This window comes from Sodalis-like endosymbiont of Proechinophthirus fluctus, assembly GCF_001602625.1.
GTDB lineage: Bacteria > Pseudomonadota > Gammaproteobacteria > Enterobacterales > Enterobacteriaceae.
The window spans coordinates 85,121-109,637 of sequence record NZ_LECR01000023.1; the positions used below are offsets into that span (position 1 = coordinate 85,121).

General features: G+C 50.8%; 22 protein-coding genes, 6 pseudogenes and 1 other annotated feature. Of the genes and pseudogenes, 17 read left to right on the forward strand and 11 right to left on the reverse strand.

From position 1 onward, the window contains the following. The first annotated feature begins 659 nt into the window (after positions 1-659). Entirely contained in the window at positions 660-845 is a 186-nt protein-coding gene (locus BG74_RS02890; RefSeq protein ID WP_066596473.1) for a hypothetical protein, read from the forward strand. 6 nt (positions 846-851) lie between these two features. Continuing rightward, positions 852-983 (forward strand): annotated as a pseudogene (locus BG74_RS10300) (efflux RND transporter permease subunit); the annotation flags it as partial. 755 nt (positions 984-1,738) lie between these two features. Here BG74_RS10300 and BG74_RS19405 read toward each other — a convergent pair. The 4 genes and pseudogenes from BG74_RS19405 to BG74_RS12635 form a co-directional block, all read right to left on the reverse strand. Continuing rightward, entirely contained in the window at positions 1,739-1,933 is a 195-nt protein-coding gene (locus BG74_RS19405) for a catalase (protein WP_073961042.1), read from the reverse strand. Positions 1,934-2,134: 201 nt separating this feature from the next. Further along, positions 2,135-2,215, reverse strand: a pseudogene (locus BG74_RS19410) (hypothetical protein); the annotation flags it as partial. A 1,013-nt stretch (positions 2,216-3,228) separates the two neighbouring features. After that, entirely contained in the window at positions 3,229-3,405 is a 177-nt protein-coding gene (locus tag BG74_RS12630; RefSeq protein ID WP_187202547.1) for an RING finger protein, read from the reverse strand. Between the two features lie 35 nt (positions 3,406-3,440). Beyond that, positions 3,441-3,929, reverse strand: a pseudogene (locus BG74_RS12635) (DUF1264 domain-containing protein); the annotation flags it as partial. A 317-nt stretch (positions 3,930-4,246) separates the two neighbouring features. On the opposite strand from BG74_RS12635, the gene thrS reads away from it, so the two are divergent. From thrS to ihfA, 7 genes are all read left to right on the forward strand, one after another. Further along, positions 4,247-6,175 (forward strand): threonine--tRNA ligase, encoded by a 1,929-nt coding sequence (thrS, locus tag BG74_RS02900; RefSeq protein WP_066596477.1) that lies wholly within the window; start codon positions 4,247-4,249, stop codon positions 6,173-6,175. Positions 6,176-6,178: 3 nt separating this feature from the next. After that, positions 6,179-6,718 (forward strand): translation initiation factor IF-3, encoded by a 540-nt coding sequence (gene infC / locus BG74_RS10315; protein WP_073961043.1) that lies wholly within the window; start codon positions 6,179-6,181, stop codon positions 6,716-6,718. A 64-nt stretch (positions 6,719-6,782) separates the two neighbouring features. After that, positions 6,783-6,980 (forward strand): 50S ribosomal protein L35, encoded by a 198-nt coding sequence (rpmI, locus tag BG74_RS02910; RefSeq protein ID WP_066596481.1) that lies wholly within the window; start codon positions 6,783-6,785, stop codon positions 6,978-6,980. Between the two features lie 42 nt (positions 6,981-7,022). Then, positions 7,023-7,379 (forward strand): 50S ribosomal protein L20, encoded by a 357-nt coding sequence (rplT, locus tag BG74_RS02915; protein ID WP_066596483.1) that lies wholly within the window; start codon positions 7,023-7,025, stop codon positions 7,377-7,379. Between the two features lie 89 nt (positions 7,380-7,468). Next, positions 7,469-7,592, forward strand: a sequence feature (Phe leader region). A gap of 95 nt (positions 7,593-7,687) precedes the next feature. Next, a complete protein-coding gene (pheS, locus tag BG74_RS02920) occupies positions 7,688-8,671 on the forward strand; it encodes a phenylalanine--tRNA ligase subunit alpha (RefSeq protein ID WP_066596484.1) in 984 nt (327 codons plus the stop codon). Positions 8,672-8,685: 14 nt separating this feature from the next. Next, positions 8,686-11,073, forward strand: a complete 2,388-nt coding sequence (pheT, locus tag BG74_RS02925; protein WP_066596486.1) for a phenylalanine--tRNA ligase subunit beta — start codon at positions 8,686-8,688, stop codon at positions 11,071-11,073. 4 nt (positions 11,074-11,077) lie between these two features. Then, entirely contained in the window at positions 11,078-11,374 is a 297-nt protein-coding gene (gene ihfA, locus BG74_RS02930) for an integration host factor subunit alpha (protein ID WP_066596488.1), read from the forward strand. Between the two features lie 820 nt (positions 11,375-12,194). Here ihfA and BG74_RS20365 read toward each other — a convergent pair. Next, positions 12,195-12,458: pseudogene (locus BG74_RS20365) on the reverse strand (DUF1989 domain-containing protein); the annotation flags it as partial. A gap of 107 nt (positions 12,459-12,565) precedes the next feature. Here BG74_RS20365 and BG74_RS02945 point away from each other — a divergent pair. After that, positions 12,566-12,904 carry a hypothetical protein gene (locus BG74_RS02945; RefSeq protein WP_187202549.1) on the forward strand — a complete coding sequence of 113 codons (339 nt, stop codon included), beginning with the start codon at positions 12,566-12,568 and terminating at the stop codon, positions 12,902-12,904. Positions 12,905-13,822: 918 nt separating this feature from the next. On the opposite strand, the gene BG74_RS02950 is transcribed toward BG74_RS02945, so the two are convergent. Together BG74_RS02950 and BG74_RS02955 are read right to left on the reverse strand one after the other, a co-directional pair. Then, the gene (locus tag BG74_RS02950) at positions 13,823-14,869 is read right to left on the reverse strand and encodes a 3-deoxy-7-phosphoheptulonate synthase (RefSeq protein WP_066596496.1); all 1,047 of its coding nucleotides are present in this window, start codon (positions 14,867-14,869) and stop codon (positions 13,823-13,825) included. A gap of 102 nt (positions 14,870-14,971) precedes the next feature. Further along, positions 14,972-15,762: pseudogene (locus BG74_RS02955) on the reverse strand (kinase/pyrophosphorylase). Between BG74_RS02955 and BG74_RS20370 the strand changes: the two are divergent. Next, positions 15,757-15,882, forward strand: a pseudogene (locus BG74_RS20370) (hypothetical protein); the annotation flags it as partial. The pseudogenes BG74_RS02955 and BG74_RS20370 overlap by 6 nt on opposite strands. A 356-nt stretch (positions 15,883-16,238) precedes the next feature. Here BG74_RS20370 and BG74_RS02960 read toward each other — a convergent pair. The 4 genes from BG74_RS02960 to BG74_RS02975 all read right to left on the reverse strand — a co-directional run bounded on the left by BG74_RS02960 (position 16,239) and on the right by BG74_RS02975 (position 17,982). Further along, the gene (locus BG74_RS02960) at positions 16,239-16,979 is read right to left on the reverse strand and encodes an AI-2E family transporter (RefSeq protein ID WP_066596498.1); all 741 of its coding nucleotides are present in this window, start codon (positions 16,977-16,979) and stop codon (positions 16,239-16,241) included. Positions 16,980-17,033: 54 nt separating this feature from the next. Then, positions 17,034-17,219, reverse strand: a complete 186-nt coding sequence (locus BG74_RS12640; RefSeq protein ID WP_187202550.1) for a hypothetical protein — start codon at positions 17,217-17,219, stop codon at positions 17,034-17,036. 206 nt (positions 17,220-17,425) lie between these two features. Beyond that, a complete protein-coding gene (locus BG74_RS02970; protein ID WP_204376298.1) occupies positions 17,426-17,623 on the reverse strand; it encodes a hypothetical protein in 198 nt (65 codons plus the stop codon). A 17-nt stretch (positions 17,624-17,640) separates the two neighbouring features. Then, entirely contained in the window at positions 17,641-17,982 is a 342-nt protein-coding gene (locus BG74_RS02975) for a hypothetical protein (protein ID WP_066596501.1), read from the reverse strand. 718 nt (positions 17,983-18,700) lie between these two features. Here BG74_RS02975 and sufA point away from each other — a divergent pair. The 6 genes from sufA to sufE all read left to right on the forward strand — a co-directional run bounded on the left by sufA (position 18,701) and on the right by sufE (position 24,338). Then, a complete protein-coding gene (sufA, locus tag BG74_RS02980) occupies positions 18,701-19,078 on the forward strand; it encodes a Fe-S cluster assembly scaffold SufA (protein WP_066596503.1) in 378 nt (125 codons plus the stop codon). 13 nt (positions 19,079-19,091) lie between these two features. Beyond that, on the forward strand, positions 19,092-20,600 hold the full coding sequence (gene sufB, locus BG74_RS02985) for a Fe-S cluster assembly protein SufB (protein WP_066596505.1): 1,509 nt from the start codon (positions 19,092-19,094) through the stop codon (positions 20,598-20,600). A 64-nt stretch (positions 20,601-20,664) separates the two neighbouring features. Beyond that, the gene (gene sufC / locus BG74_RS02990) at positions 20,665-21,411 is read left to right on the forward strand and encodes a Fe-S cluster assembly ATPase SufC (RefSeq protein ID WP_066596506.1); all 747 of its coding nucleotides are present in this window, start codon (positions 20,665-20,667) and stop codon (positions 21,409-21,411) included. After that, entirely contained in the window at positions 21,386-22,672 is a 1,287-nt protein-coding gene (sufD, locus tag BG74_RS02995; protein WP_066596509.1) for a Fe-S cluster assembly protein SufD, read from the forward strand. Before sufC ends, sufD begins: the two co-directional genes overlap by 26 nt. Next, on the forward strand, positions 22,669-23,892 hold the full coding sequence (sufS, locus tag BG74_RS03000; RefSeq protein WP_066596512.1) for a cysteine desulfurase SufS: 1,224 nt from the start codon (positions 22,669-22,671) through the stop codon (positions 23,890-23,892). The genes sufD and sufS overlap by 4 nt, the downstream gene beginning before the upstream one ends. 29 nt (positions 23,893-23,921) lie before the next feature. Then, positions 23,922-24,338, forward strand: a complete 417-nt coding sequence (sufE, locus tag BG74_RS03005) for a cysteine desulfuration protein SufE (protein WP_066596513.1) — start codon at positions 23,922-23,924, stop codon at positions 24,336-24,338. The last annotated feature ends 179 nt before the right edge of the window (positions 24,339-24,517 follow it).

Sequence of the window (24,517 nt, forward strand, 5' to 3'; positions counted from 1 at the left end):
CGTCAAGCAGCGCGCAATTTTACCCGATCCGCAACACGAACTATTGCCAGGGATATATGTCTGCGCCAGTGTCAGCAATGGAGTGAAGACTAAAGCCATTCTATCGCCCCAACAGATCATCATAACCGCGATGCCGAAAGCAATCAATGCCGGCCGCGCTGATGGTGGGAGCGTAAAGCCGACAAATTACTGTCGATCGGATCATCAGCAGCGATTGGCTGGTGAGAGAAAGAAGGGTTGCAGGCGGGATCGGGTTATCATAGAAGGGACCAGAAAAAAGTGTAAACCGGGATGACAGTGAAGGCGGTAGAAGTAAATACCCATCCGTCACCGCGCAAACGACCGGCGGTAACGGAGGAAAGTAGCATGCTGGCTGGTTTTTTATCCGTCGCCCGGTTTTTGCCTAGGTGATAAATATTATTATCGTGCTGTTAGGTGTATTGAGTATCAACAACCTGCCGGTAGCTCAATATTCGGACGTGGGTGGGGCCGCCGCCGAAAATCACCATTGAAACCACCTATACTGGTGAATCGGTGGAAATGCTCGAAAGCAGCGTTCGCCGGCAAGGACCAGAAAATGGTGGCGATAGTACGTTCCCGTTCACACCTGCAGATCCAGATCTAGGAGAAATTCTGCCACATTGTATTGAAAAATAAAAGTGGAGGCTCCATCCGTCGTGCGTTTGGCCGATGTGGTCCGGGTGGAAGATGGGGATAAGGATTACAGCACCAATGTGGCTGGCCAATGGTCATTCATCCCACTGCCAGTATGGCCATTAAACTCGTACTGTGGCAATTGCGATGTTCACGGCAGAAAAATGAAGAGCACCATTAGCGAGCTGTAAAACGGTATGCCAGCGAGCTATGCTGTTGCCTATTCACTCGATAGCACCGAATTTATTAAAGTCTCTATCGAAGAAGTCGTGAAGAAAGACATTGAGGAAGAGATTCTCCTGGTCGTGTGTGTTATGTTTGTATTTTTGTAAAACTGGAGCACTACCTTGATTCCCGCCACCGCGATGCCGGTGGTGTTGTGACCCTAACGCCAGCGCTACACACCAGCTTTCTAATACCTCATGACGATAAGCATATCGAGAAAGGCTTTTTCGGCTGGTTCAACCGTCACTAAACGCGCTTCTAACGCGTTATGAGAATCGTGTTCTCAGCGTCATTCATGGCCATATTACACTAAATACTATAACCTGCCGCCGCGGGTCACAGAGGAGCTACACCTGCAACGTGCGCATGAGATCTAGTAGTACTTCCTGACCCAGGAGAAAAATAATATCAACGTCGGCATGCTAGTTTAACGGTTTCAGTTTCGCCAGCAGAGGGCAAAACGCCGAGGTTGGGGTTTATCACATTGAAAAACTGGAGTCGATCGTGATAGCATGGAAAATGAGGCGGATTCCATTGCGTCACAGGATTGCCTGTGTGCGCGATGCACAAGTATATATCTTAACGCCACCAACTATTTCCGGCCTATGGCAATCAAACGGGATCACCTTTGAATTTTAAAGCCCGCGCCAGTACCGAATACTGCGCAAGCTGAATTTACACTCGTGTATTCGTCGAACGAGTCATTACGCTGATAAGTTTTCTCGCCGTTAATGCGTTCATAGTAGGGTAGGTATCAAAGCTGCCTGCCTTATCCTGGCAGGTGCATGCCCCGTCATGTTAGGAATTATAATAAGAGTACACTTGAGCATTTTATGAAAATTTATTCCTAATATTAGGATTATTTTTGTTTCTTTATAGAAAAATAAATTCTATAAAATATAGGGGAGTTGCTAAAATTAATACCAGGTATGAGTATGGCTAGGATGGAATGCGAATTGCTCCGTTTCGATAAATAAGTTATCCGGATTTGCGGTTCAGGTTTCACTGCATGGATGAAATCAGGAAATTTATGAGTATCTTGAATAAAAAACACTGGCTGTTGCCAACCAGATTGAAATTACCCCTATTTAGGTATAAAAATTAACCACAAAACCGCGCGAATATAGCACACCGTGTTGGTGGAGTGACGCACAACCCCTGTACGGTAGAGAACCGCACATACACGACGTTTTGACTGTCAGATCGCGCAGAAAGTCTGCTTTGGTGATATCAGCCAGCCAGTAGGTGATAGGATTCAATGACGCGGTGTGAGGTGGAAACCACGGGTATGCACGATGCGTTTCGGTATGCGTTCATGATCAAAGTGAGTGATCTTCTCAGCATGTCAGCATGGTAAAATCTTCCATGCAGCGTGGGGGTCCACACACTCTTGTCAGAGCGCAGCAAATTCTGATTATCGGAAATTTTAGTTCCCTGATCGATGTTCATAGTCTGGTTTACACCGTTTTTATACTGCGGCTCTAGCGCGTCGAGTCTAGTGCTAGTGGTTCTGGGAAACTTGTACGGACCGGAGGTGGTGGGTTGTTTTCTCGCTCGGAAGGGTCAGGTGGCGGCATCTTGGCTGCCGTCATCCATCGAAGGCTAGACTGCCAAGGCCAGGGGAAGATGATAGGCCGTCCGTGTTGGGGCAGAATGAGACACGCTGCTAGGCTTCAGAAGGATCCTTGTGTGTCGACATGGCTACGTTTCTCCTCTCACTGTTTATAACCGGTTAAGTAGCGATTTACCACCTCCTTTTGGGATCGACTGGATCAACAGATTTCTCTTACCATTTTCAGGGTAAATATCCCGCATTTTTATTGACCTGCCGTATTCACATTTTAAAACAGTCTATTAGAGGAATATCGATCGTCTCGACGAGCGTAAAATAAAATGATTAGGAAGCAAATAACAGTGTGAATGATAGGGAATAAGACCGTGCCAACCCGAGCGCTGTATGGGCATAAATGTCAGGTAAATCTTTCTCTATCGTTACGATAGCCTGCGCTGTAGCCAGCGCTCTCGGCCGGACATTCTTAGGGGGCTATCAATAGGCTGGCGAACAAGCACTGCCAAAGCGTCTGCAAAGACTCGAGAACCGCCGGATATCTTATCAGTAGCACGATACAGACCAATCTCTCGTTTGGTGTGGCTTAATATAGTAAGATAGGCACGCGAAACCGTCAGCGGCAGGACAAGGACCTGCGGTATGCCGGCCAACAAAGGCCGCTGTTGCTCGATTCCGACACGGGTTATAGACAATCAGGCTCAAGTTCGGCCTAGTATAATAGCGTCCACGGCAAAGGACGAAAGTTCCAGAGTAATAACCATTGCGGATGGCACAAATGTTTAACTCCGTGACCGAGTAAAAACATACTCGCGCTCGGCTTCCGTTAACATCAGCGTATGTACCAACTGATCCAGCACCGCTGCAGACGGTCTTCCGCCGCTCCCCTGTTCCAGCCAGGGGTATATCAGGTTGCGATGATATGGGCGAGCTGCCCGTTCATTCTCACAGGTGTTCACCCCCTCCTGTACAGGGGTGATGATATCACAGCGCTTCTAGTGGATTTCCTCGTGTCGACGCCAAAACGGCGATCGCGGTTAGCAAGCAAGTTAGGAGCCCATTGACCGTCGTCGGTGAATCCCATCATCAGGGTTGGAATATACCCAACGGCAACGTTTTTTCCCGGTCGGTATGCCACCTTTTGCCCTCGGTGTTGACGATTGTCACCACTAACCCTTTTTCTGCCGGGGCCAGTAAGCTTGGCGCAATAAGATTGCTGAATTAAACTTCTTACTGGTGGCTGTGCTAACGTTTTTTCTCTTCTAACGGCAATGGCTGAAAAGTCTTTCACTGATGATCTAGTCCACGCTCATAAGTCTGGCATCGCGCGTATTACCTTCATCAATAATGGACTGCATCATTTTTTCATTCAAGGCAGTGACGTAAGGGTGCGCTTTCCGTTGCTCATTCTTGTCGCCATTGCAAAAATGAAAACCGTCCAGAGACACACGCTCATAGCATCGATAGGCGAGGCAATTTTCATCGCGCGCCTCTTGCATTGAGAAATTTCATCGTGGGGGAAGCCCGGTTTTCCTGGCGGGGAGACACTTGTTGATTTCACTCCGGATGGATTCCTTATATTCTATGTTACGCGTCATGCTGATTATCTCGTCTGTACAATGAGATGCGTGATGATAAATAGGGTAATACACCCGTGTCGGGTGTACTGAATAAAGAAGATTTTTTCCTGTGGGGATGTTAAAATCCCGCTGGTTGATATGTAACGCATTTAAGTTTAGCATTCGTTATTTTTGTAAGTGATCTTGCGTATGGATCACCACTGCAAACTAAGGAAACCCCATGCCAGTTATAACTCTTCCTGATGGTAGTCAGCGTCAGTTTGCACATCCCGTTTCTCCCCTTGATGTTGCGCGCGATATTGGTCCCGGCTTAGCCAAATCCTGTATCGCCGGCCGCGTGAACGGTGAACTGGTGGATGCTGTCGATGTCATTGAGTACGATGCCCAGCTTGCCATAATTACTGCTAAAGATGAGGCAGGGCTGGAAATAATCCGCCACTCCTGCGCGCACTTACTGGGGCACGCCATCAAACAATTATGGCCGAATACCAAAATGGCTATCGGTCCGGTTATCGACAAAGGCTTTTATTATGATGTAGATCTCGATCATACCCTGACCCAGGACGATCTCGACCGGCTAGAAAATCGGATGCACGAACTGGCTGAAAAAGATTACGACGTCATCAAGGAGAAAGTCAGCTGGCAGCAGGCCCGAGATACGTTTGTCGAGCGGTGTGAGGATTATAAAGTGACTATCCTCGACGAGGATATCAGCCGTAGTGATCGTCCAGGGCTGTATCATCATGAAGAATATGTGGATATGTGCCGCGGTCCGCACGTGCCTAATACACGTTTCTGCCACCATTTCACCTTGCAAAGAATCTCCGGGGCTTACTGGCGCAGCAACAGAAAAAACAAAATGCTGCAGCGCATTTACGGCACCGCCTGGGGTGATAAAAAACAGCTTAATACCTATTTGCAGTATCTGGAAGAGGTGGCGAAGCGCGATCACCGTAAGATCGGTAAGCAGCTTGACCTCTATCATATGCAGGAAGAAGCGCCGGGTATGGTGTTTTGGCACAACGATGGCTGGATCCTTTTCCGCGAGCTGGAAGCTTTCATTCGGATGAAGCTGAAAGCCTATCAGTATCGGGAAGTGAAAGGGCCTTTTATGATGGACCGCATGCTGTGGGAAAAGACCGGCCACTGGGACAATTACGCCGAGCATATGTTTACCACCTCGTCAGAAGACCGGGAATACTGTATCAAACCAATGAACTGCCCAGGGCATGTGCAGATCTTTAATCAGGGGTTGAAGTCTTACCGCGATCTGCCGCTGCGTATGGCGGAGTTTAGCAGTTGCCACCGCAATGAGCTGTCTGGTTCGCTGCATGGCCTGATGCGCGTGCGCGGCTTTACCCAGGACGATGCTCACATCTTCTGTACCGAAGACCAGGTACGCGATGAAGTAAACAGTTGCATTAAAATGGTGTATGATGTGTACGCTACATTCGGCTTCGAAAAAATCTTGGTCAAATTATCTACCCGCCCGGAAAAGCGCATCGGCAGCGATGATTTCTGGGACTGGGCAGAGCGGGATTTAGCCGCTGCGCTAACGGAAAATAGTATTGCTTTTGAATATCAGCCGGGCGAAGGGGCTTTTTATGGTCCTAAAATTGAATTTACACTTCTCGATTGTCTAGATCGAGCCTGGCAATGTGGTACGGTGCAGCTGGACTTTTCGCTGCCCGGTCGTTTAAACGCCTCCTATGTGGGGGAAAATAACGAACGGATAGTTCCGGTCATGATTCACCGCGCTATTTTGGGCTCAATGGAACGATTTATTGGCATCCTGACGGAAGAGTATGGGGGTTTCTACCCGACCTGGCTAGCGCCAACACAGGTTGTCATGATGAACATTACCGATAATCAGTCGGAATATGTCGAAAAAATGACGAAAAAACTGTCGGCGGCGGGTATTCGGGTGAAAGCAGACTTGAGAAATGAAAAAATAGGATTTAGAATCCGCGAGCATACTTTGCGTCGAGTGCCTTACATGCTTATCTGTGGTGATAAAGAAATGGAAGAAGGTAAAGTTGCCGTGCGTACACGCCGTGGTAAAGGCCTGGGCAGCATCGACGTTAACGAGATTATTGCAAAGCTGCAGCACGAAATCCGCAGCCGTAATCTTCATCAACTGGAGGAATAAAGTATTAAAGGCGGAAAACGAGTTCAATCGGCGCGTCCCAATCGTATTAACCGAGAAATCCGCGCTGCAGATGTTCGTCTGACGGGTATCGATGGCGAGCAGATTGGTATTATCAGCCTAAATGAAGCTATTGAAAAAGCTGAGGAATATGGCGTTGATTTAGTCGAAATTAGCCCTAATGCTGAGCCGCCAGTTTGCCGAATCATGGATTATGGCAAGTTCCTCTATGAGAAGAGCAAATCTGCCAAAGAACAGAAGAAAAAGCAGAAAATTATCCAGGTTAAGGAAATAAAATTCAGACCTGGTACTGATGAAGGCGACTATCAGATAAAACTACGCAACCTGGTTCGCTTTCTGGAAGACGGCGATAAAGCCAAAATCACCCTGCGGTTTCGCGGACGTGAAATGGCGCACCAGCAGATTGGCATTGAAGTGCTTAACCGCGTTCGCGACGATCTGAGTGAATTGGCAGTGGTGGAGTCTTTCCCCTCTAAAATTGAAGGCCGCCAGATGATCATGGTGCTCGCACCTAAGAAGAAATAGTAAAGCCTGACAAGTCAGATATCACTGATTCATATTATTAACAATGCGGAGTAGAGATAATCTCATGCTAAAGATCAAGACAGTACGCGGCGCCGCGAAGCGCTTTAAGAGAATGGCTTCGGGCGGTTTCAAGCGCAAACATGCTAACCTGCGTCATATTCTGACAAAAAAATCCACTAAGCGTAAGCGTCACCTGCGCCAAAAATCCGTGATTTCCAAAGGGGATCTGGGTTTGGTCGTGCGTTGCCTGCCGTGCGCATAAGCGTTATTTAAATGGTTTGAATAGAACTTTGGGAAAGAGCATATGGCTCGCGTAAAACGTGGTGTAGTAGCACGTGCACGTCACAAAAAAATCTTAAAACAAGCGAAAGGTTACTACGGTGCCCGTTCGCGCGTTTACCGCGTCGCCTTCCAGGCAGTTATCAAGGCAGGTCAGTACGCTTACCGTGACCGACGTCAGAAGAAACGTCAATTCCGTCAACTGTGGATCACGCGTATCAACGCCGAGGCTCGTCAGAACGGTATTTCTTACAGCCAGTTTATCAATGGTTTGAAGAAAGCGCCTATTGAGATCGACCGTAAAATCCTGGCGGATATCGCCGTATTTGACAAAGCGACTTTTACTGCTTTGGCCGATAAAGCGAAAGCCGCCCTTGCGTAAGCCTGATATGAAAAGGGGGTCGGTCTCCCTTTTTTCGCCTATGCGCGGAATGGTATCAGATTGATATATTCACGTTAACAAGGTAACGCAAGTGTGTGAATACTGCTATTTTCTGTTTCTTTTTTACTTTAGCACCTATTTCCTAGGGATTTGTGTGTAAGTTAATAAACGAAAGATAGCGCTAAAGCCTCCCGGAATGGAGGCTTTTTTATTGATGGCCAAGATGTCTGGAGTGCCTGTAAGGGCCAGACGGCGACTTCACTCAATTTTACGGTTAAGCCTATTACAGCAGGAAGAAGAGGAAAACAATGGCACATCTCACAGAGTTGGTTGTGCAGGCCAAAGCCGCCATCGAACAGTCCCAGGATATGGACGCATTAGAGTTAGTACGCATCGAATATTTAGGTCAAAAAGGGCATTTTGCCCAGCAAATGACAGCGTTGCGGAATCTAGTGCCGGACGCGCGTCCTGCGGCGGGTGCGGTAATCAACCAAGCTAAGCAGGACGTGCAGCAGGCCCTGGCACAACGCAAGACAACGCTGGAAAGGTCGGCGCTAGAGGCACGGATGGCATCTGAGACATTAGACGTTTCGCTGCCGGGGCGGCGCATGGAAAATGGTGGATTGCATCCGGTTTCGCTTACCATCGCGCGTATTGAACAGTTTTTCGGTGAGCTGGGATTTTCAGTAGTTACCGGTCCTGAAATCGAAGATGACTACCATAATTTCGACGCCTTGAATATTCCCGCACACCATCCCGCGCGCGGCGATCACGATACGTTCTGGTTTGACGCTACCCGGTTATTGCGTACGCAGACCTCCGGCGTGCAGATCCGCACCATGAAGGCGAAGCAGCAACCGATCCGCATTATCGCACCGGGGCGGGTGTACCGTAACGATTACGACCAGACCCATACGCCGATGTTTCATCAGATGGAGGGGCTGATTATCGACACCAATATCAGTTTCACCAACCTGAAGGGCACGTTGCATGATTTCTTGTATAATTTCTTTGAAGAAGATTTGCAGGTGCGTTTCCGTCCGTCCTATTTTCCGTTTACCGAACCCTCTGCTGAGGTGGATATCATGGGAAAAAACGGCCGCTGGCTGGAAGTGCTAGGCTGCGGCATGGTCCATCCGAATGTGCTGCGTAACGTCGACATCGACTCGGAAACCCACTCCGGCTTCTCCTTCGGTATGGGTATGGAGCGGTTGACGATGTTACGTTACGGTGTCACAGATTTGCGCGCATTCTTCGAAAACGATCTGCGTTTTCTAAAACAATTCAAATAAGGCGGGATAATCACATGAAATTCAGTGAACTTTGGTTGCGTGAATGGGTGAATCCGGCTATCGACAGCGCCGCGCTTGCGGAGCAAATTACCATGGCCGGTATGGAAGTGGACGGCGTGGAGCCGGTGGCCGGCCGTTTTACTGGCGTGGTGGTTGGCCAGATAGTGGAGTGTCAGCCGCATCCTAATGCCGACAAATTGCGGGTCACCAAGGTCGATATCGGTAGCAAGCAATGGCTAAATATTGTATGCGGCGCCCCCAACTGTCGCACTGGCCTGCGGGTCGCGGTGGCTACTATCGGCGCCCTGCTGCCGGGGGATTTCAAAATCAAGGCCGCTAAATTGCGTGGCGAGCCGTCGGAGGGTATGTTGTGCTCCTTTGTTGAATTAGGTATTGCTGGCGACTATGACGGCATCATCGAATTACCAGATGATGCGCCTATCGGCCAGGATATTCGCGATTATCTAAAGCTTGATGATAATACCATCGACATCAGCGTCACGCCGAACCGGGCCGATTGTCTCGGGTTGCTGGGCATTGCTCGCGATGTTGCAGTGCGTAACCGAATGCCGCTTATGCATCCGATCATCGAGACTGTGGCGCCGGTTATCGGCGATACGCTGTCTATTAGTGTTGACGCGCCAGACGCCTGTCCACGCTATTTGGGTCGGGTGGTGAAAAATATCGACGTCAGCGCTCCAACTCCGTTGTGGATGAAGGAAAAACTGCGCCGCTGTAACCTGCGTTCGGTGGACGCGGTGGTGGATATCACCAACTTCGTTTTGTTAGAACTGGGACAGCCGATGCATGCTTTCGACTACAATCGCATCGAGGGCGGTATCGTGGTGCGCTATGCCGGGCAGGACGAAGAATTGATCTTACTCGACGGCAGCGACGTCAAGCTGTCGCCTGATACGCTGGTGATTGCCGACCACAGCAAAGTGCTGGCGATGGCCGGGATCTTTGGCGGCGTCGCCTCCAGTATCAACCCGATGACCCGCGACGTGGTACTGGAATGCGCCTTTTTCCAACCGTTAGCCATTATTGGCCGCGCTCGTCGTTACGGGTTGCACACGGATGCGTCACACCGCTATGAGCGTGGCGTAGATCCGGCGCTACAGCCGCGCGCCATGGAGCGGGCCACGGCGCTGTTAGTCGCAATCTGTGGCGGTCAGCCGGGGCCGGTTATCGATGTGACCTCCTCGGCCGTGCTGGCGCATCCGAATAACATCACCTTGCGCCGGAAAACGCTAGACCGGCTGATTGGCCATGTTATCCCAGACGAGGATGTGAGCGATATTCTCACCCGTCTTGGCTGCCAGGTCATACGCACTAAAGCCGACTGGCAAGCCCTGGCGCCGAGCTGGCGATTCGATATGGCTATTGAAGAAGATTTGATTGAGGAAATTGCGCGCGTATACGGTTACGATGCAATCCCGAATGTGCCGGTGCGCGCCGATCTAGTGATGCCGCATCATCGTGAAGCGGCACTACCGCTGTCACGCGTGAAAATGCTGCTGGTAGATCGTGGTTATCAGGAAGCCATCACCTATAGCTTTGTCGACCCAAAAAACCAGGCGCTGCTCCATCCGCACCAGTCGCCTCTGGTGCTGCCGAGTCCGATTTCCCAGGATATGTCTGCTATGCGTTTGTCGTTATGGACCGGACTTCTTGGCGCGGTGGTCTATAATCAGAATCGTCAGCAACATCGGATCCGTCTATTTGAAAGCGGATTACGATTTCTTCCTGATAAAGAAGCTGATCTAGGAATTCGTCAGGATCTTATGCTGGCTGGGGTCATCGCCGGTCCACGCTTCGATGAACATTGGGATCAGACGCTTCAGCTAGTGGATTTCTACGATGCCAAGGGCGATCTTGAGGCAATACTTGAGCTTACCGGAAAATTAGACGATATTGATTTCAGGGCACAACGGCATCCCGCGCTGCATCCGGGGCAGAGCGCCGCAATTTATCTTAACAATGAACCCATTGGATTTATTGGCGTTATTCATCCCGAGTTTGAGGCGAAACTGAATTTAAATGGCCGTACGCTAGTGTTTGAACTTCTCTGGGAGAAGGTTGCCGAGCGTAAGGTGCCTAAAGCGAATGATATTTCCCGCTTCCCCGCTAACCGCCGTGACATTGCTGTGGTGGTGGCTGATGACGTTGCCGCAGCAGATATTATCGCGGAGTGTAAGAAAGTTATTGAAAATAAGTTAGTTGTAGTAAACTTGTTTGACGTGTACCGGGGAAGGGGCATAGCGGAAGGTTTTAAGAGTCTAGCTATCAGCCTGATCTTACAGGATACCGTTCGTACACTGAAAGAAGAGGAGATTGCTGCGACGGTTGCGAGATGCGTGGCGGCACTAAAGCAGAGATTCCAAGCATCCTTGAGGGATTGAACTTATGGCGCTTACTAAAGCTGAAATGTCAGAATACCTGTTTGAAAAACTTAGGCTGAGCAAACGGGATGCCAAAGAAATAGTGGAACTATTTTTTGAGGAAGTGCGCCGGGCATTAGAAAATGGCGAGCAGGTAAAATTATCAGGCTTCGGTAATTTTGATTTGCGCGATAAAAATCAGCGGCCAGGACGAAATCCAAAAACGGGCGAAGATATTCCCATCACCGCTCGTAGGGTAGTGACTTTCCGCCCGGGGCAGAAATTGAAAAATCGTGTCGAGAATGCCTCACTGAAAGAGTGAGGCAGACGCTTACGCGTCTGCTTTTCGCTACACTGCTTTGGCTTACAGCAGCTGACAGAGTTGTTCTGGTTTTTAATAGCCGGGAACTTAGGGCCGGTACTTTGATTCTTTTGTGGACTGACCCGCTGATTGACAGCCCTGCTAACAAACCGACATCTGACAAATCTGTTCACCGCTTAGTCGCATCGATTCAGCTTGTAAAAGCCTTGGCGAAAGTGCCCATAATTACTCCCGCCCCCATGATCGGCGATATAGGCGATATAGTGGTGCAAACTACCGGCGCGTAGGGCTCACAAATAAACCTTTTTACCTATCCCGCTGTATGCCCGTGCTCAGCTGGCGCCGGGATCTCCGTAAAAAACTCACCAAAGAGCGCCAATGGGATATTATTTTAAAGTTCGATATCAATATATTGACCGTTATCATCCCTAAACAGACCGGGTGGCGGCTGGGTATTCGCCAACACGTACAGCCGATAGCAGAGCGCGGTTTGGGTTTGCCACCCGTACCGTGTGACGTCACTGTACTATTGAGCGGCATGCCGCTGAAATGCTCGCATACAACCGCGATGCGAACCTGTACAGCGCTGGCGGTATCAGTGCCCAGCGCGGTGACCGTTTTGCTGACTACCTCGGGATGTTGCCGATAATATGCCTGTCATTCCTGAAGTGTACCTGTGCTCATTAGTTGCATAGTGGATCCTGCAGAAGTGAAAAACGTTATCCCTACGGCCAGGTTGCAGGTTACACCGACGGCGGGGAGGATTTCTGGCAATCTTGAAGCATATATGTGTGCCGTTTATGCCTGACTTTGGGCACTACTAGACTAGACGCAAGATCTCAATCGGCGCTAGGTTATAAGCCGTTGCAGGGATTGTTTAACTGCCGGCAATTTTATATCAACACCAGGACTGCAATCTGCGCTGTTAGCTCGACATATTTTACCTAATTGCGGAAATGCCGTCGGTGAAAGGTCAATCCACTTTGCGCTGTTACCGGGAAATTCATAAGAAATTGATGTTACGGATGACGTCACGTTTGGTTAGACCGTATTCAGGGTGCTCAGCTATAAGCCAATCCCGGCGCTCCAGGGGACGTTGTCACCGCGATTGGCTGCTCAAGGGCTAATCCGGCACATAAAGATGATATTCTGTGGAACTTCGAGAAATTTCTCGTCGGTCACGACGGATGTGTGCTGGTGCGTTTCACGCTGTACGTGACGCCAAGGAAGACGCGCTTATCCTTGATGCGCTACAACGGGCGCTGGCGCAATAAACATTGCATTAATTGCTCCATCGCCATCGTGGCTGCTGCGCGCCCATTATATCCAGGTGCCCTGCCAGTTTGCGACCTCTGTCGAGCGGCCGTCGCCGCATGGACGCCAGGTGAACTTGCCTATCGGCACGGTTATGCCGAAGTTTATGCGCAGAGGGTCACACAGTCAGTGTTTCACTATTTGCGTCTGCACCAACCGGTGGTGACCGGCGAGGGGATCGCAGCGCGGCTACTGTACGGGTTTTCCAGAGGATAATGGCAGCGGTCATACTGCAAGTCTGGCCGACGCTAAAGGCCGATGCCTGACTGCTGTTACCACAGATTATCCGCCGCCAGTTTAGATATTGCCCAGTAAGTAGTGCTCGACCAAACTGATCGCCATGTTAACCACCGCAGCTTTTAAGTGTACTGATATGTGTACGCATGACATTAATCATACTTTAACGCCGATGAGATTTTGCTGATGGCGCAAGGCGAGCGAGCTGGTGGCGGCAGGCATCGCCGACGTGATAACCACTGAACTGTTAGTTAAAATGTTCACCATCTCATTCAACCAAGTATCAGCCAGCGGTCGTCCATGGCTAGTGCCTTGTGAGGGAGTGAAGGGCTAATGAAAAGGATTCTTTCCTTGGTGTTGGGGCTGGTACTGTTGTTAGTACAGTTGTAGCCACGTATCCATCATTAGCCGCCGCCGGATCTGCTCCTGTCCAATTCTGTCGTGGTCATTGCCAAGTAAATGACCAGCTCAATCAATGGTACGGTACGCCCTACCTCTATGGCGGTATGAGCTTGAGCTAGCTAAACTATTCCGGTTTCATTTAGTTATCTTCTGAAATCGTTTCGCTATTCTGCTACGGCGTATACTACCGAAGCACAGACAGATATCGACAATAAAGTCGATCGCGATGAACTGCTGCCCGGAGATCTGATGTTTTTTTAAACCGACAGTGGTGAAAAAGACTGGTTGGCATGAAAAACTTCGTGGAAGTGAAGCAACAACGCTCTTGTAATGCTTGTAACTCTTTTCCGAGGAACGCTGGTTAGAAAGCCTACGGGATGGTGATGATATTTAGTTTACGTACGTTTCCCTTTAAAAAAGGGGTTATTCATGCTAAAATTGCCGAGTTCTTCCGGCTGGCTTTTATAGCCAGCCCGCACGGCTGAGGGCTGAAGCCTAGAAGCGGCAATTCACCGCGTCGCTTAACATTGCTAGTAGGCGCTCGCTGTCTTCCCAGCCCAGACAGGCGTCGGTAATGGATTGGCCATAAACGAGAGGCGTATCGGCACCCAAGCCCTGGTTGCCCGCTACCAAATTGCTCTCAGCCATTATGCCTACCACCTGACGGCTGCCACCGCGCAACGGTTGGCAGACAGCATGCGCGACGTCCAACTGACGTAAATACTGCCTCTGGCTATTACCGTGGCTAAAATCCACCAGCAAATGCGCCGGTAGTCCGAATGATGCCAGCTGCGCGCAGGCATCTTCGATAGCCTGCGGCTGATAGTTCGGAACTTTGCCGCCGCGCATAATAATGTGCCCATACGGGTTGCCGCCGGTTTGATAAATCATCATCTGGCCCTGCTTGTCCGGCGACAGAAATAAATGAGACACACGTGCGGCGCGAATGGCGTCGATGGCGATTTGAATATTGCCGTCTGTGCCGTTTTTGAACCCGACCGGACAAGAGAGTGCCGACGCCATCTCGCGATGAATTTGGCTTTCGGTCGTGCGCGCACCAATCGCCCCCCAACTTATCAGATCGGCAATATGTTGTCCTGTGACCATATCCAGGAACTCTGTCGCCGTCGGCAGGCCTAATTTATTAACCGCCAGCAATAGCCGCCGGGCGACCTCCAACCCCTCATTTACCCGAAAGCTACCGTCCAATCCGGGATCGGCGATTAACCCTTTCCAGCCCACGACGGTGCGAGGTTTTTCAAAATAGGTGCGCATAACAATTTCCAGGCGTTCCTGGTATTTTACGCGCAGCGGATTCAGCCGGCGCGCATACTCCAGCGCTGCATCGGTATCGTGAATGGAACAGGGGCCGATAATCACCAGCAGGCGAGGATCCTCGCCGTGTAGAATACGTTCAATACGCTGACGCACCCGCAGCACATTTTCGGCCATCGCTGCACTTACCGGCAAGGCGGCGGCCAGCGTGGCGGGAGCAACCAATCGATCGATGCGCCGCATGCGCAATTCATCTGTCTTTTGCATGCTTATCTCTAAAATGGCAGCTCACTGCGGTAGTCACCGGGAAGCGATGATACTCACGATACCTCAACCGGCGCTGAATTCAACCTTGCCCGGTAAAATTTGCTAATACATTCGCTGACCTACCATCTCCAGCATATCCATTATCTTCGCCACAATATCCTCCTCTGCGGAATAGTTGGTGGAGTTTAGATAACGTATATTGCTATTGTAAAACAGCGACTCCGCCCCATTAATTTCCATATGGCATTGCCACAGTGAAGCTTAGTGGCTGTCGCTCGGGCGGCTTATTGCGAGTGGCCGCTGGCCTATCTGGATTAATGGTCAGTCCAAATATTTTTGGCTTGATGCGCCCTAAACGCCACAGGCAGATAGATTATCTATATCGTCGGCGATAAACGGATAATTGGCAGCGTGATGCCGTATCACATCGCCAAATACGGACTGGTGAGCATCCTTACCACAGCGCGATACTCCAAGCAAATAATTTGTGCCTGATCCAAATTGCGCAAAGAAATACCGTCATCATGAGTCAGAGCATAATCGATGGCCGCGATGCGGGCGTCGTATTTGCTTAAATTGGTGGCGGTCAGGGCCGCTGGCCCAGGCCGTGGGTCCGCAGTGCAATACCCAATTCCTGCTGCTGCAGAAGTCCCCTACCAACGCCTGCACCACTATCCTGATAAAAGTCGGCGCTCTCCTCGATAATATGCCGCACCGCCGAGGTTACAAGATAATAGAACCCCAGAGGATGGACGCTGCCTTTCTGATGTAGGGCGTTAATCTGCTCGCGCACCGAGCAGGTGCAGGTTTCTTTCTCAATGAATGACAGGGTGTAGAGGGTAGTCGTCAGGGGAGAATTGCGACAAAAACGAGTTCCCTACCACTGAGGGCAGGGGTCATCCGATGAAGACTTCTCCGCCTGACTGATAGAGGAAGGTATAGACAGTCTGTCGCTCAACCCTGATACTGTGGTCAGAAACCTACCTGAGTCTGGTAAAGAAATAAAGAAATAATAGCGTCCCTCGGAGCGCAAATTTATCGCTGCCGCAGAAAAATGCGCAGCGAAATAACCGGCGCTATTATTTTATTTGTTACATATTTTATAAAAACCCATCATGAGAGATAAGGTTAAGGTAAAGACTAAACACAGCAATTCTGTCATGCTGAAGAGCATTAAAATCATCTCTAAATCATAGAGCTATTAACATGAATAGTAGGGAGAGGACAAACCGGTGGCGCATCACTCAGATTCATCTTAATATAGGCTATGCCTAACGATTAAGTGTTCGGCGAGGGGAAATAACGGCGGCGGTATTGTCCCGGCGCACGCTGGGTCGAAGCGGAATTAATGTAGTTCCCTGAGCTATTTCTACGGATTGTCAATTTTCTCCGGCGGTAGAGAGATTCCTGCATCAAGGAGAACACCAAACGCCAGGATACTGCCAGTACTACTGGGCATATACACAGGACAATCATGACGAAGGCCAGTAAGCCGCCTGACACACAGCACCAGCAGCATTGACAAATTGGCTCCCATACGGATAAAAATTGGCCGTAACATATTGTCCAGGGTATGGTTGCCACGACACAACTCCACACCAGTAGTACGGTCCTCCAGTTGGTATCGCCGGTTGGTATCGCCGGTCCAATAAAGCCAGATCATGGCTGGGATCAGCACCATCAGGGAGTCTAATTTGCCGATACACAACACAAACATGATGGCGGTTAACACGGTTGCCAACGGGATACCGGTGGATAGCCAGGCCCAATTCCCCAGCACAGCCTGAACGATGGTGGTCAGCACCACGTCGAGCGCCAGCGCGCGAATGGCTAGAACTGTTAGCAAAACCGAGGCACTGCCGCTCTCCAACCTTAGGCGAATGGCGAAATGCTGCACCGCCATTCCCACGCGTTCGCCGTTCAGATACAGAGCAATACGCTGAACAAAATCATTAAGCCACAGTGCAGCAGCAGGCTTACCCAAATTAACCACCTGATCCAGCAGCCATATGGCGGCCTTGCCGATGTAGAGCTGGATCTTGGTCATCAACGGGGAGACGCTACCGGAAATCAGCGATTGCCAGACGCTATAAAGTTTTCGTCCCACCATCGGCACATCCTGTAGCTGTATCCAGACGAGAGTGGGTAAGTTCAGCCGGTCCAGCTACAACTCCCAGGCCACCAGTGGGGCGCTGTTATAAACGAAACCGCTCACCAGAATCGAGACTTGTAGTACAAATAGCAACAACAGCAGCATCATGACTACGATCAAGAGGGAACGCCGCCTCAGAGCAGATGTTGCACCTTGATGAGCAGCGGCTAAGTCGCTATCACTGCTATCGGTGCCCATGAAAAACCGAGAATACAAAGGCTGATGAACCACTCAAAAGCAGCCGAGGGTCATCAGCGTCAGGGCGAAGGCAGCGACGTGATAGCCGCGGTCCGCGTAGTAATAAAGGATGATGAAGCTGACGATGATGCCAAGTCCAAGCGTACTAAGAACCAGGAACCAGGAACCAGGAACCAGGAACCAGGAACCAGGAAAAACAGCCAGATTTACCTACTACGTCGGTAAATGGAATGCGCTTGCCGGCGCTCACGCTCAGGGGCGAAGTAACGCGGACCCCCACAGGCGCTGACACCAGCCAGCAGAATAAAACTGCCCAGCAGAAGCCGGCTGGCAAAAAGACAGCCGAAGCTTAGCGCCAGGCTGGAGCTGATGCCACGAGCCAACAGATAGCAGGCGTCGCTCATGGTGCAGCACAGCAAGTCTATGAGAACAATTTTTTTCGTTCCCAGAAGGTTGGCGCCACGGCCAGCATATAGAGGCAGTTGGCCGGCGTGCTGAAATACTGTACGCTGATGGCGATACCGGCTATCAGGAGAGTAAACCCCAGCGTCGTGTAGTTAAAACCCGATAAAATAGCCAGTGGGATACTAATAGTCAAATAGTAAAATAACAAATAAATGTGAAGAAAATAATGGGGATAATGCGCATGTTCAATTCCGGTGCCGTAAGAGACACAGCGGGGCAGTCGGGCGTGGACATAGCATGACCAGTAGGAAAAACTAGGGCTCCAGCATAGCGCTATCGCCGACGTCAGGGGAACCAAAAATGTGCCCGACCGTCGTCAGTCACTACGTCCGGCATCGGAAGTTCTTCATCTTCGCTAACGTCGGCCAGGGTAACGTTGTGTCAGAGATAGCGCCACAGCGCGGTCATGTTATTGGCTGCGACAGAGTGGGACGTATATGCCGCGCGTGCTGCGATGATAAATGCCTTCAATCAGTGAAGCACAGAAGAGCCTGCTGCCGGCGGACGCTTTTGTGATATAATTTTTATCAATACGAGAGGCTCAGAAAGATGCGACACTAGCTTTGGTATCAAATAGGGCGTCATCGATGACCTATTACGCTAATGATAATTATTATCAAATAAAGTCAACATTGCCTCTGTGCTTATTTTCGTCGCACTTTGGGGTTATTTCCCCGTTGGCTATTTGCTGAGCGAAAATGACGAATTATTTTTTCTCCTTTTATAAAATAGTTTATTTCTATGAATTTTTGCTTTAGTCACGAGGAAGAAGGTTTTAGTATTAAAAAAGACCCTTTCTTTTCACATAAAAGTCAGGGTATTAGAGGTGAGGTAGCCCTATATAATTTATGGGAATAGCGGATGGGAGTGGCATTTGCCAATAGTAGTTGCCTACTATTCTTCCTGTAAGAACGGCCTATTCCCCTATAAAAAGGTCAAGGTTGAAGAGAAAATATAACTCTTTAACATACGCGGGTTTTCCGGGTATGACCTTGTCACATCATGAGGTAAACCTGATGCAGGTAGACAACAAGGTTGAGAGGTTCTCCCTTGAGGAGGAGAATATCTGGTGCGGCCTGACACTAACTGATTCCGCCGCCTGTCAGATCCGGCGCATGGTGGAAAATGATCCCACCATGCTGGGGTTGCGAATTAGCGTGAAACAGTCCGGCTGCGCTGGCTTCGGCTATGTGGTGGAAAAGGCCACACAGTCTGAGGACGGCGATCTGGTTTACGAGCATGGCGGCGCCAGATTATACGTTCCGCTGAAAACAATGCCTTTCATCGACGGTACGGAACTGGACTACGTTCAGGAAGGCCTGAACCACATGTTTAAATTTAACAATCCCAAAGCTCAGCACGCCTGCGGGTGCGGCGAAAGTTTTGGCCTTTGAGCGATAACTCATTATGGCACGAAGCAATACTGATACCCCTGATGCAATTGACGCGACTCAACCCTGGGTGAAAAGCGAGCGATATAAAGAAGGCTTCTTTACCCAACTGGCAACCGAAGAACTGGCACACGGCATCAACGAAGGCGTAGTGCGCGCTATCTCGGCGAAACGCAATGAACCAGAGTGGATGCTGGAGTTTCGTCTTAATGCCTATCGCACCTGGCTGGAAATGGACGAACCGCACTGGCTGAAAGCCTATTACAAGCCGCTCGACTATAACGATTACAGCTACTATTCTGTGCCGTCCTGTGGCTCCTGCGACGATACCTGCGGGTCGCAGCCTGGTGCCACGCAGCAGCAGTCCGGGTCGGAAGGGGAGAAGAACTATCTGACCGATGAAGTGGAGCAGGCGTTCAACCAGTTGGGTGTACCGGTGCGCGAAGGCAGCGAGGTCGCGGTAGATGCCATTTTCGATTCGGTGTCTGTTTCTACCACTTACCGCCATAAGTTGGCGGAGAAGGGCATTATTTTTTGTTCTTTTGGCGAAGCGATTCATGAATACCCGGAAATGGTACGCCAATATCTAGGAAGCGTGGTGCCAGCTAATGATAACTTCTTCGCTGCGCTCAATTCGGCAGTCGCCTCCGACGGCACGTTCGTTTATGTGCCGAAAGGCGTGCGCTGTCCGATGGAGCTGTCGACCTATTTCCGCATCAACGCTGCCAAAACCGGCCAGTTTGAACGTACTATCCTTATCGCCGATGAAGGCAGCTATGTGAGCTATATCGAGGGCTGCTCGGCTCCGGTGCGCGACAGTTATCAACTGCATGCGGCCGTAGTAGAAGTTATCGTGCTAAAAGATGGGGAAGTGAAGTATTCCACAGTGCAAAACTGGTTTGCCGGTAGTGAAGCCGAGGGCGGTATTCTTAACTTCGTCACTAAGCGCGCGCTATGCGCGGGTGAAAACGCCAAAATGTCCTGGACGCAATCCGAAACCGGCTCGGCCATTACCTGGAAGTACCCGAGCGTGATTCTGCGCGGCGACAATTCGGTGGGGGAATTCTTTTCGGTTGCGCTGACCAACGGTCGCCAACAGGCGGATACTGGCACTAAGATGATCCATATTGGAAAAAATACCCGCTCTACAATTATCTCAAAGGGGATTTCGGCCGGTCAGAGCGAAAACACTTATCGCGGGCTGGTGAAGATTGTGCCGACCGCAACTAACGCGCGTAACTTTACCCAGTGTGACTCTATGCTTATCGGCAGCGAATGTGGTGCGCACACTTTCCCTTATGTGGAAGCGCGCAATAACACTGCCCAATTGGAGCACGAGGCCACAACTTCCCGTATCGGCGAAGATCAGATGTTTTATTGCCGCCAGCGGGGTATCGGTGAAGATGATGCAATTTTGATGATCGTTAATGGCTTTTGCAAAGACGTGTTCTCCGAACTGCCACTGGAGTTTGCCGTAGAAGCACAAAAATTACTAGCTATCAGCCTTGAACACAGCGTGGGCTAAAGGACGCGCTACCGCGTTTACTGCCCGGACGCCGCAACAGGCCGGGTATAAGGAAAAATGAAACATGTTATCGATTAAAGATCTGAACGTCAGCGTAGAAGACAACGCCATTCTCAAGGGACTGAGCCTGGAAGTGAAGCCCGGTGAGGTTCATGCTATCATGGGGCCGAACGGCTCTGGGAAAAGTACCCTGTCAGCGACGCTTGCGGGGCGCGAAGACTATGACGTCACCTCCGGGGACATCATATTTAAAGGCCGAGATTTACTGGCGCTTGAGCCAGAAGAGCGCGCCGGGGAAGGCGTGTTCATGGCTTTTCAATATCCGGTGGAAATCCCGGGCGTCAGCAACCAATTTTTCCTACAAACGGCGGTCAATGCCGTGCGTAAGTACCGCGAGCAGTCGCCGCTGGACCGTTTTGATTTCGCCGATTTTATCGAAGCCAAGATAGAACTGCTGAAAATGCCGACCGACTTGCTGACCCGGTCGGTAAACGTGGGCTTCTCCGGCGGTGAGAAAAAACGTAATGATATCTTGCAAATGGCTGCCATGGAGCCGGATTTATGCATTTTGGACGAAACCGACTCCGGTCTGGATATCGATGCGCTGAAAATCGTCTCCCACGGCGTGAATACCCTGCGAGACGGAAAACGTTCCTTTATTATCGTCACGCACTATCAGCGTATTCTGGACTACATCCAACCCGACCACGTTCATGTGCTGTATCAGGGCCATATTGTAAAATCCGGTGATTTTTCTCTGGTAAGACAGCTTGAGGAGCAAGGTTATGGCTGGCTTACTGAACAACAGTAATACCCGCGTGCTGACACAGTGGCACCAATTGTTTTCCGGACAGAGGGCGGCACGTTCTGCTGAGGCCTATACACATTGGCAAGATGTTGAGCGCCTGGGGCTGCCCACTCGCCAGCACGAGCATTGGAAATATACCCCGCTTGACGGGCTTTTGGTGCATCGTTTTGTCCCCGCCACCGCCCGCGCGGTGGCCACCGCTGACCGCGATGTGTTGGACCTGGGCTTAGACGCTTGCCGTCTGGTGTTTGTCGATGGCCATTTCGCGCCGGCGCTGAGCGACAGCGACACCGGAGTTTGGCACGTCGAGGTAGAGGAGGGTGCTGCCAGGAAGGCGCTGCCCGCGCCAATCCAGCCTGAGGTGTTCTTGCATCTGACCGAAAGTCTAAGCCAGGAAACTACCCGTATCCGCCTGCCGGCGGGCAAGTCAGCGCAACGCCCGTTGTATTTGCTGCACATCAGTCAGGGTAGCGGGGATCAAGAAACGTTGAGTACACTGCACTATCGCCATCACCTCGATATCGGGGCCAGTGCTCATGGCCAAGTGATTGAACATTTCGTCAGCATGAATGCCCATGGGCATTTTAGCGGCGCGCGTACCTCAATGGTGATCGGCGACAATGCGCACTTAAGCTATATCAAACTGGCTTTTGAAAGTCGTGCCAGCTACCACTTCGGCCATAACGATATCAGCGTGGGCCGAGATGCTGTGGTGTGTAGCAGTACGTTTATTCTCGGAGCGGGCTTGACTCGGCATCAAACCAGCGCGCAGCTAAACGGCGAAGGGTCCAATTTATCGATAAACAGTTTGTTGCTGCCTTCTGGGCAGGATATCAGCGACACTCGCACCTACCTCGAGCACAATAAAGGTTATTGCTTGAGCCGTCAGTTGCATAAGGTGATCGCCCGCGACCGCGGTAAAGGCGTATTCAACGGCCTGATTAAGGTGGCAAAACATGCGCTCAAGACCGACGGTCAGATGATCAATAACAATCTGTTGCTCGACCGTCTGTCGGAGGTAAATGCCGAACCTCAGATGGAAATTTACGCCGATGATGTCAAATGCAACCATGGTGCTACCGTCGGCCGGATCGACCAGGAGCAGATGTTCTATTTGCGTTCGCGCGGTATCACCCACAAGGACGCTCAGAAGATGATAATTTATGCTTTCGCCGCGGAAGTGACGGAAACTATTGGTCACGATGGGGTGCACGACACAGTGCTGGCGCGTATCACCGATGCTTTACAGGGGGTGACGGAATGACCTATCCCATTGAGCGAATCCGGTCTGATTTTCCTATTCTGGCGCGGCAGGTGAACCACTGTCAGCTGACCTATCTCGACAGCGCGGCGAGCGCACAAAAGCCTGACGCCGTCATCGATTGTGAAAGCGACTATTATCGCCAGGGATACGCCACGGTACACCGTGGTATTCATACTTTAAGTAGTGAAGCAACGGCCCGTATGGAGAATGTGCGGAAGCAGGTAGCGCGCTTTATCCACGCCGCGTTAGCGGACGAAATTGTTTTCGTCAAAGGCGCCACCGAGGGCATCAATCTTGTGGCCAATAGCTGGGGGCGGTACAACCTGCGGCCTGGCGACAATATTATTATCACTGAGATGGAACATCACGCTAATATTGTTCCCTGGCAAATGCTAGCCAAGGAAAAGCAGCTGTCGCTGCGCTACATTCCTCTGCTGCCCGGCGGTACGCTCGACGTTGCTCGATTGCCAGTGTTGATTGATGAGCGTACTCGCCTTTTCGCCGTCACTCAGGTATCCAATGTGCTCGGTACCCGCAATCCTCTGCCGGAACTTATCGCCCAGGTGCGTGCAACGAGCGATGCACTGGTGTTGGTCGATGGCGCGCAGGGCATCATACATCAGAAGGTGGATGTGCAGGCGCTGGACTGCGATTTTTATGTGTTCTCTGGGCATAAGCTCTACGGCCCTACAGGCATTGGTATTCTCTATGCTAAAAAAGCGTTGCTGGACGCTATGCCGCCTTGGGAAGGTGGGGGATCCATGATTCGCACCGTCAGCCTGACAGAGGGCACTACCTTCAACGATGCGCCCTGGCGTTTCGAGGCAGGTTCGCCCCATACCGCCGGGATGATGGGGCTGGGCGCCGCCATCGACTATGTTGAGCAGGTGGGACTTGACAATATTCAGGCTTATGAGCATGAGCTGATGCGCTATACGATCGAAGCGCTGCAGCAGGTGCCGCACCTGACGCTGTACGGGCCCTACGATCGCACCGGAGTCATCGCTTTTAATTTGGGGCAGCATCATGCCTATGATGTTGGCAGTTTTCTTGACCAGTACGGTATTGCCATACGCACCGGTCACCATTGCTCTATGCCGCTGATGGCCTATTTCCAGGTGGCCAGTATGTGCCGTGCGTCCCTTGCGATGTACACTGACCGCTACGATATCGATCGGCTGGTGGCCGGCCTTGTGCGGGTACAGCGTTTGCTGGGCTGATAGCCAAACATGGGGAGAGGAGAGTAACGATGGCAAATTTGCCTGATAAAGATAAATTGCTGCGCAATTTATCCCGCTGCGGTAATTGGGAAGAGAAGTACCTGTATATTATCGAGCTGGGGGACCATTTACCACCCCTGCCGGCGGGTATGCGCACCCCGGATCATCTTATCGCTGGCTGCCAAAGCCAGGTTTGGATTGTCATGGCGGCAGATGACAGTGGAAGCTTCCAGCTGTACGGCGACAGTGATGCCGCTATCGTTAAAGGTCTAATCGCTATGGTGTTTATCCTTTATCAAGATATGACACCGTCGGAAATCGTTACCTACGACGTGCGGCCTTTTTTCGACACGCTAGCTCTCATACAGCACTTGACACCGTCCCGGTCGCAGGGGCTGGAAGCCATGGTTCGGGGTATTCGCGCCCAGGCCGCCACGGTGCAGTAATCGCTTACGCCTTCCCTGCCGGGACGGCTTGGCGTCAAGGTGTGTTGGTCTCACCCCCACTCGGCGCAGTAGGTTTGGCTCTGAGTTGACAGGCGTGGGAAACGTACTTTTAATTAAGCCTATTCCTTTGCCTTGGAGAAACTCTTCTCTTTTCAGGCCGTTTCTTCCCTCCCTTCCAC

What these genes read in the sequence shown, in the direction of transcription:
- rplT (WP_066596483.1), top strand. Translation starts at nt 7,023, where the DNA reads ATGGCTCGCGTAAAACGTGGTGTAGTAGCACGTGCACGTCACAAAAAA.
- BG74_RS02950 (WP_066596496.1), bottom strand. Translation starts at nt 14,869, where the DNA reads ATGCAAAAGACAGATGAATTGCGCATGCGGCGCATCGATCGATTGGTT.
- thrS (WP_066596477.1), top strand. Translation starts at nt 4,247, where the DNA reads ATGCCAGTTATAACTCTTCCTGATGGTAGTCAGCGTCAGTTTGCACAT.
- pheT (WP_066596486.1), top strand. Translation starts at nt 8,686, where the DNA reads ATGAAATTCAGTGAACTTTGGTTGCGTGAATGGGTGAATCCGGCTATC.
- sufA (WP_066596503.1), top strand. Translation starts at nt 18,701, where the DNA reads ATGCAGGTAGACAACAAGGTTGAGAGGTTCTCCCTTGAGGAGGAGAAT.
- rpmI (WP_066596481.1), top strand. Translation starts at nt 6,783, where the DNA reads ATGCTAAAGATCAAGACAGTACGCGGCGCCGCGAAGCGCTTTAAGAGA.
- sufB (WP_066596505.1), top strand. Translation starts at nt 19,092, where the DNA reads ATGGCACGAAGCAATACTGATACCCCTGATGCAATTGACGCGACTCAA.
- sufS (WP_066596512.1), top strand. Translation starts at nt 22,669, where the DNA reads ATGACCTATCCCATTGAGCGAATCCGGTCTGATTTTCCTATTCTGGCG.
- sufC (WP_066596506.1), top strand. Translation starts at nt 20,665, where the DNA reads ATGTTATCGATTAAAGATCTGAACGTCAGCGTAGAAGACAACGCCATT.
- sufE (WP_066596513.1), top strand. Translation starts at nt 23,922, where the DNA reads ATGGCAAATTTGCCTGATAAAGATAAATTGCTGCGCAATTTATCCCGC.
- sufD (WP_066596509.1), top strand. Translation starts at nt 21,386, where the DNA reads ATGGCTGGCTTACTGAACAACAGTAATACCCGCGTGCTGACACAGTGG.
- BG74_RS02970 (WP_204376298.1), bottom strand. Translation starts at nt 17,623, where the DNA reads ATGAGCGACGCCTGCTATCTGTTGGCTCGTGGCATCAGCTCCAGCCTG.
- pheS (WP_066596484.1), top strand. Translation starts at nt 7,688, where the DNA reads ATGGCACATCTCACAGAGTTGGTTGTGCAGGCCAAAGCCGCCATCGAA.
- BG74_RS02960 (WP_066596498.1), bottom strand. Translation starts at nt 16,979, where the DNA reads ATGGTGGGACGAAAACTTTATAGCGTCTGGCAATCGCTGATTTCCGGT.
- BG74_RS12640 (WP_187202550.1), bottom strand. Translation starts at nt 17,219, where the DNA reads ATGGGCACCGATAGCAGTGATAGCGACTTAGCCGCTGCTCATCAAGGT.
- ihfA (WP_066596488.1), top strand. Translation starts at nt 11,078, where the DNA reads ATGGCGCTTACTAAAGCTGAAATGTCAGAATACCTGTTTGAAAAACTT.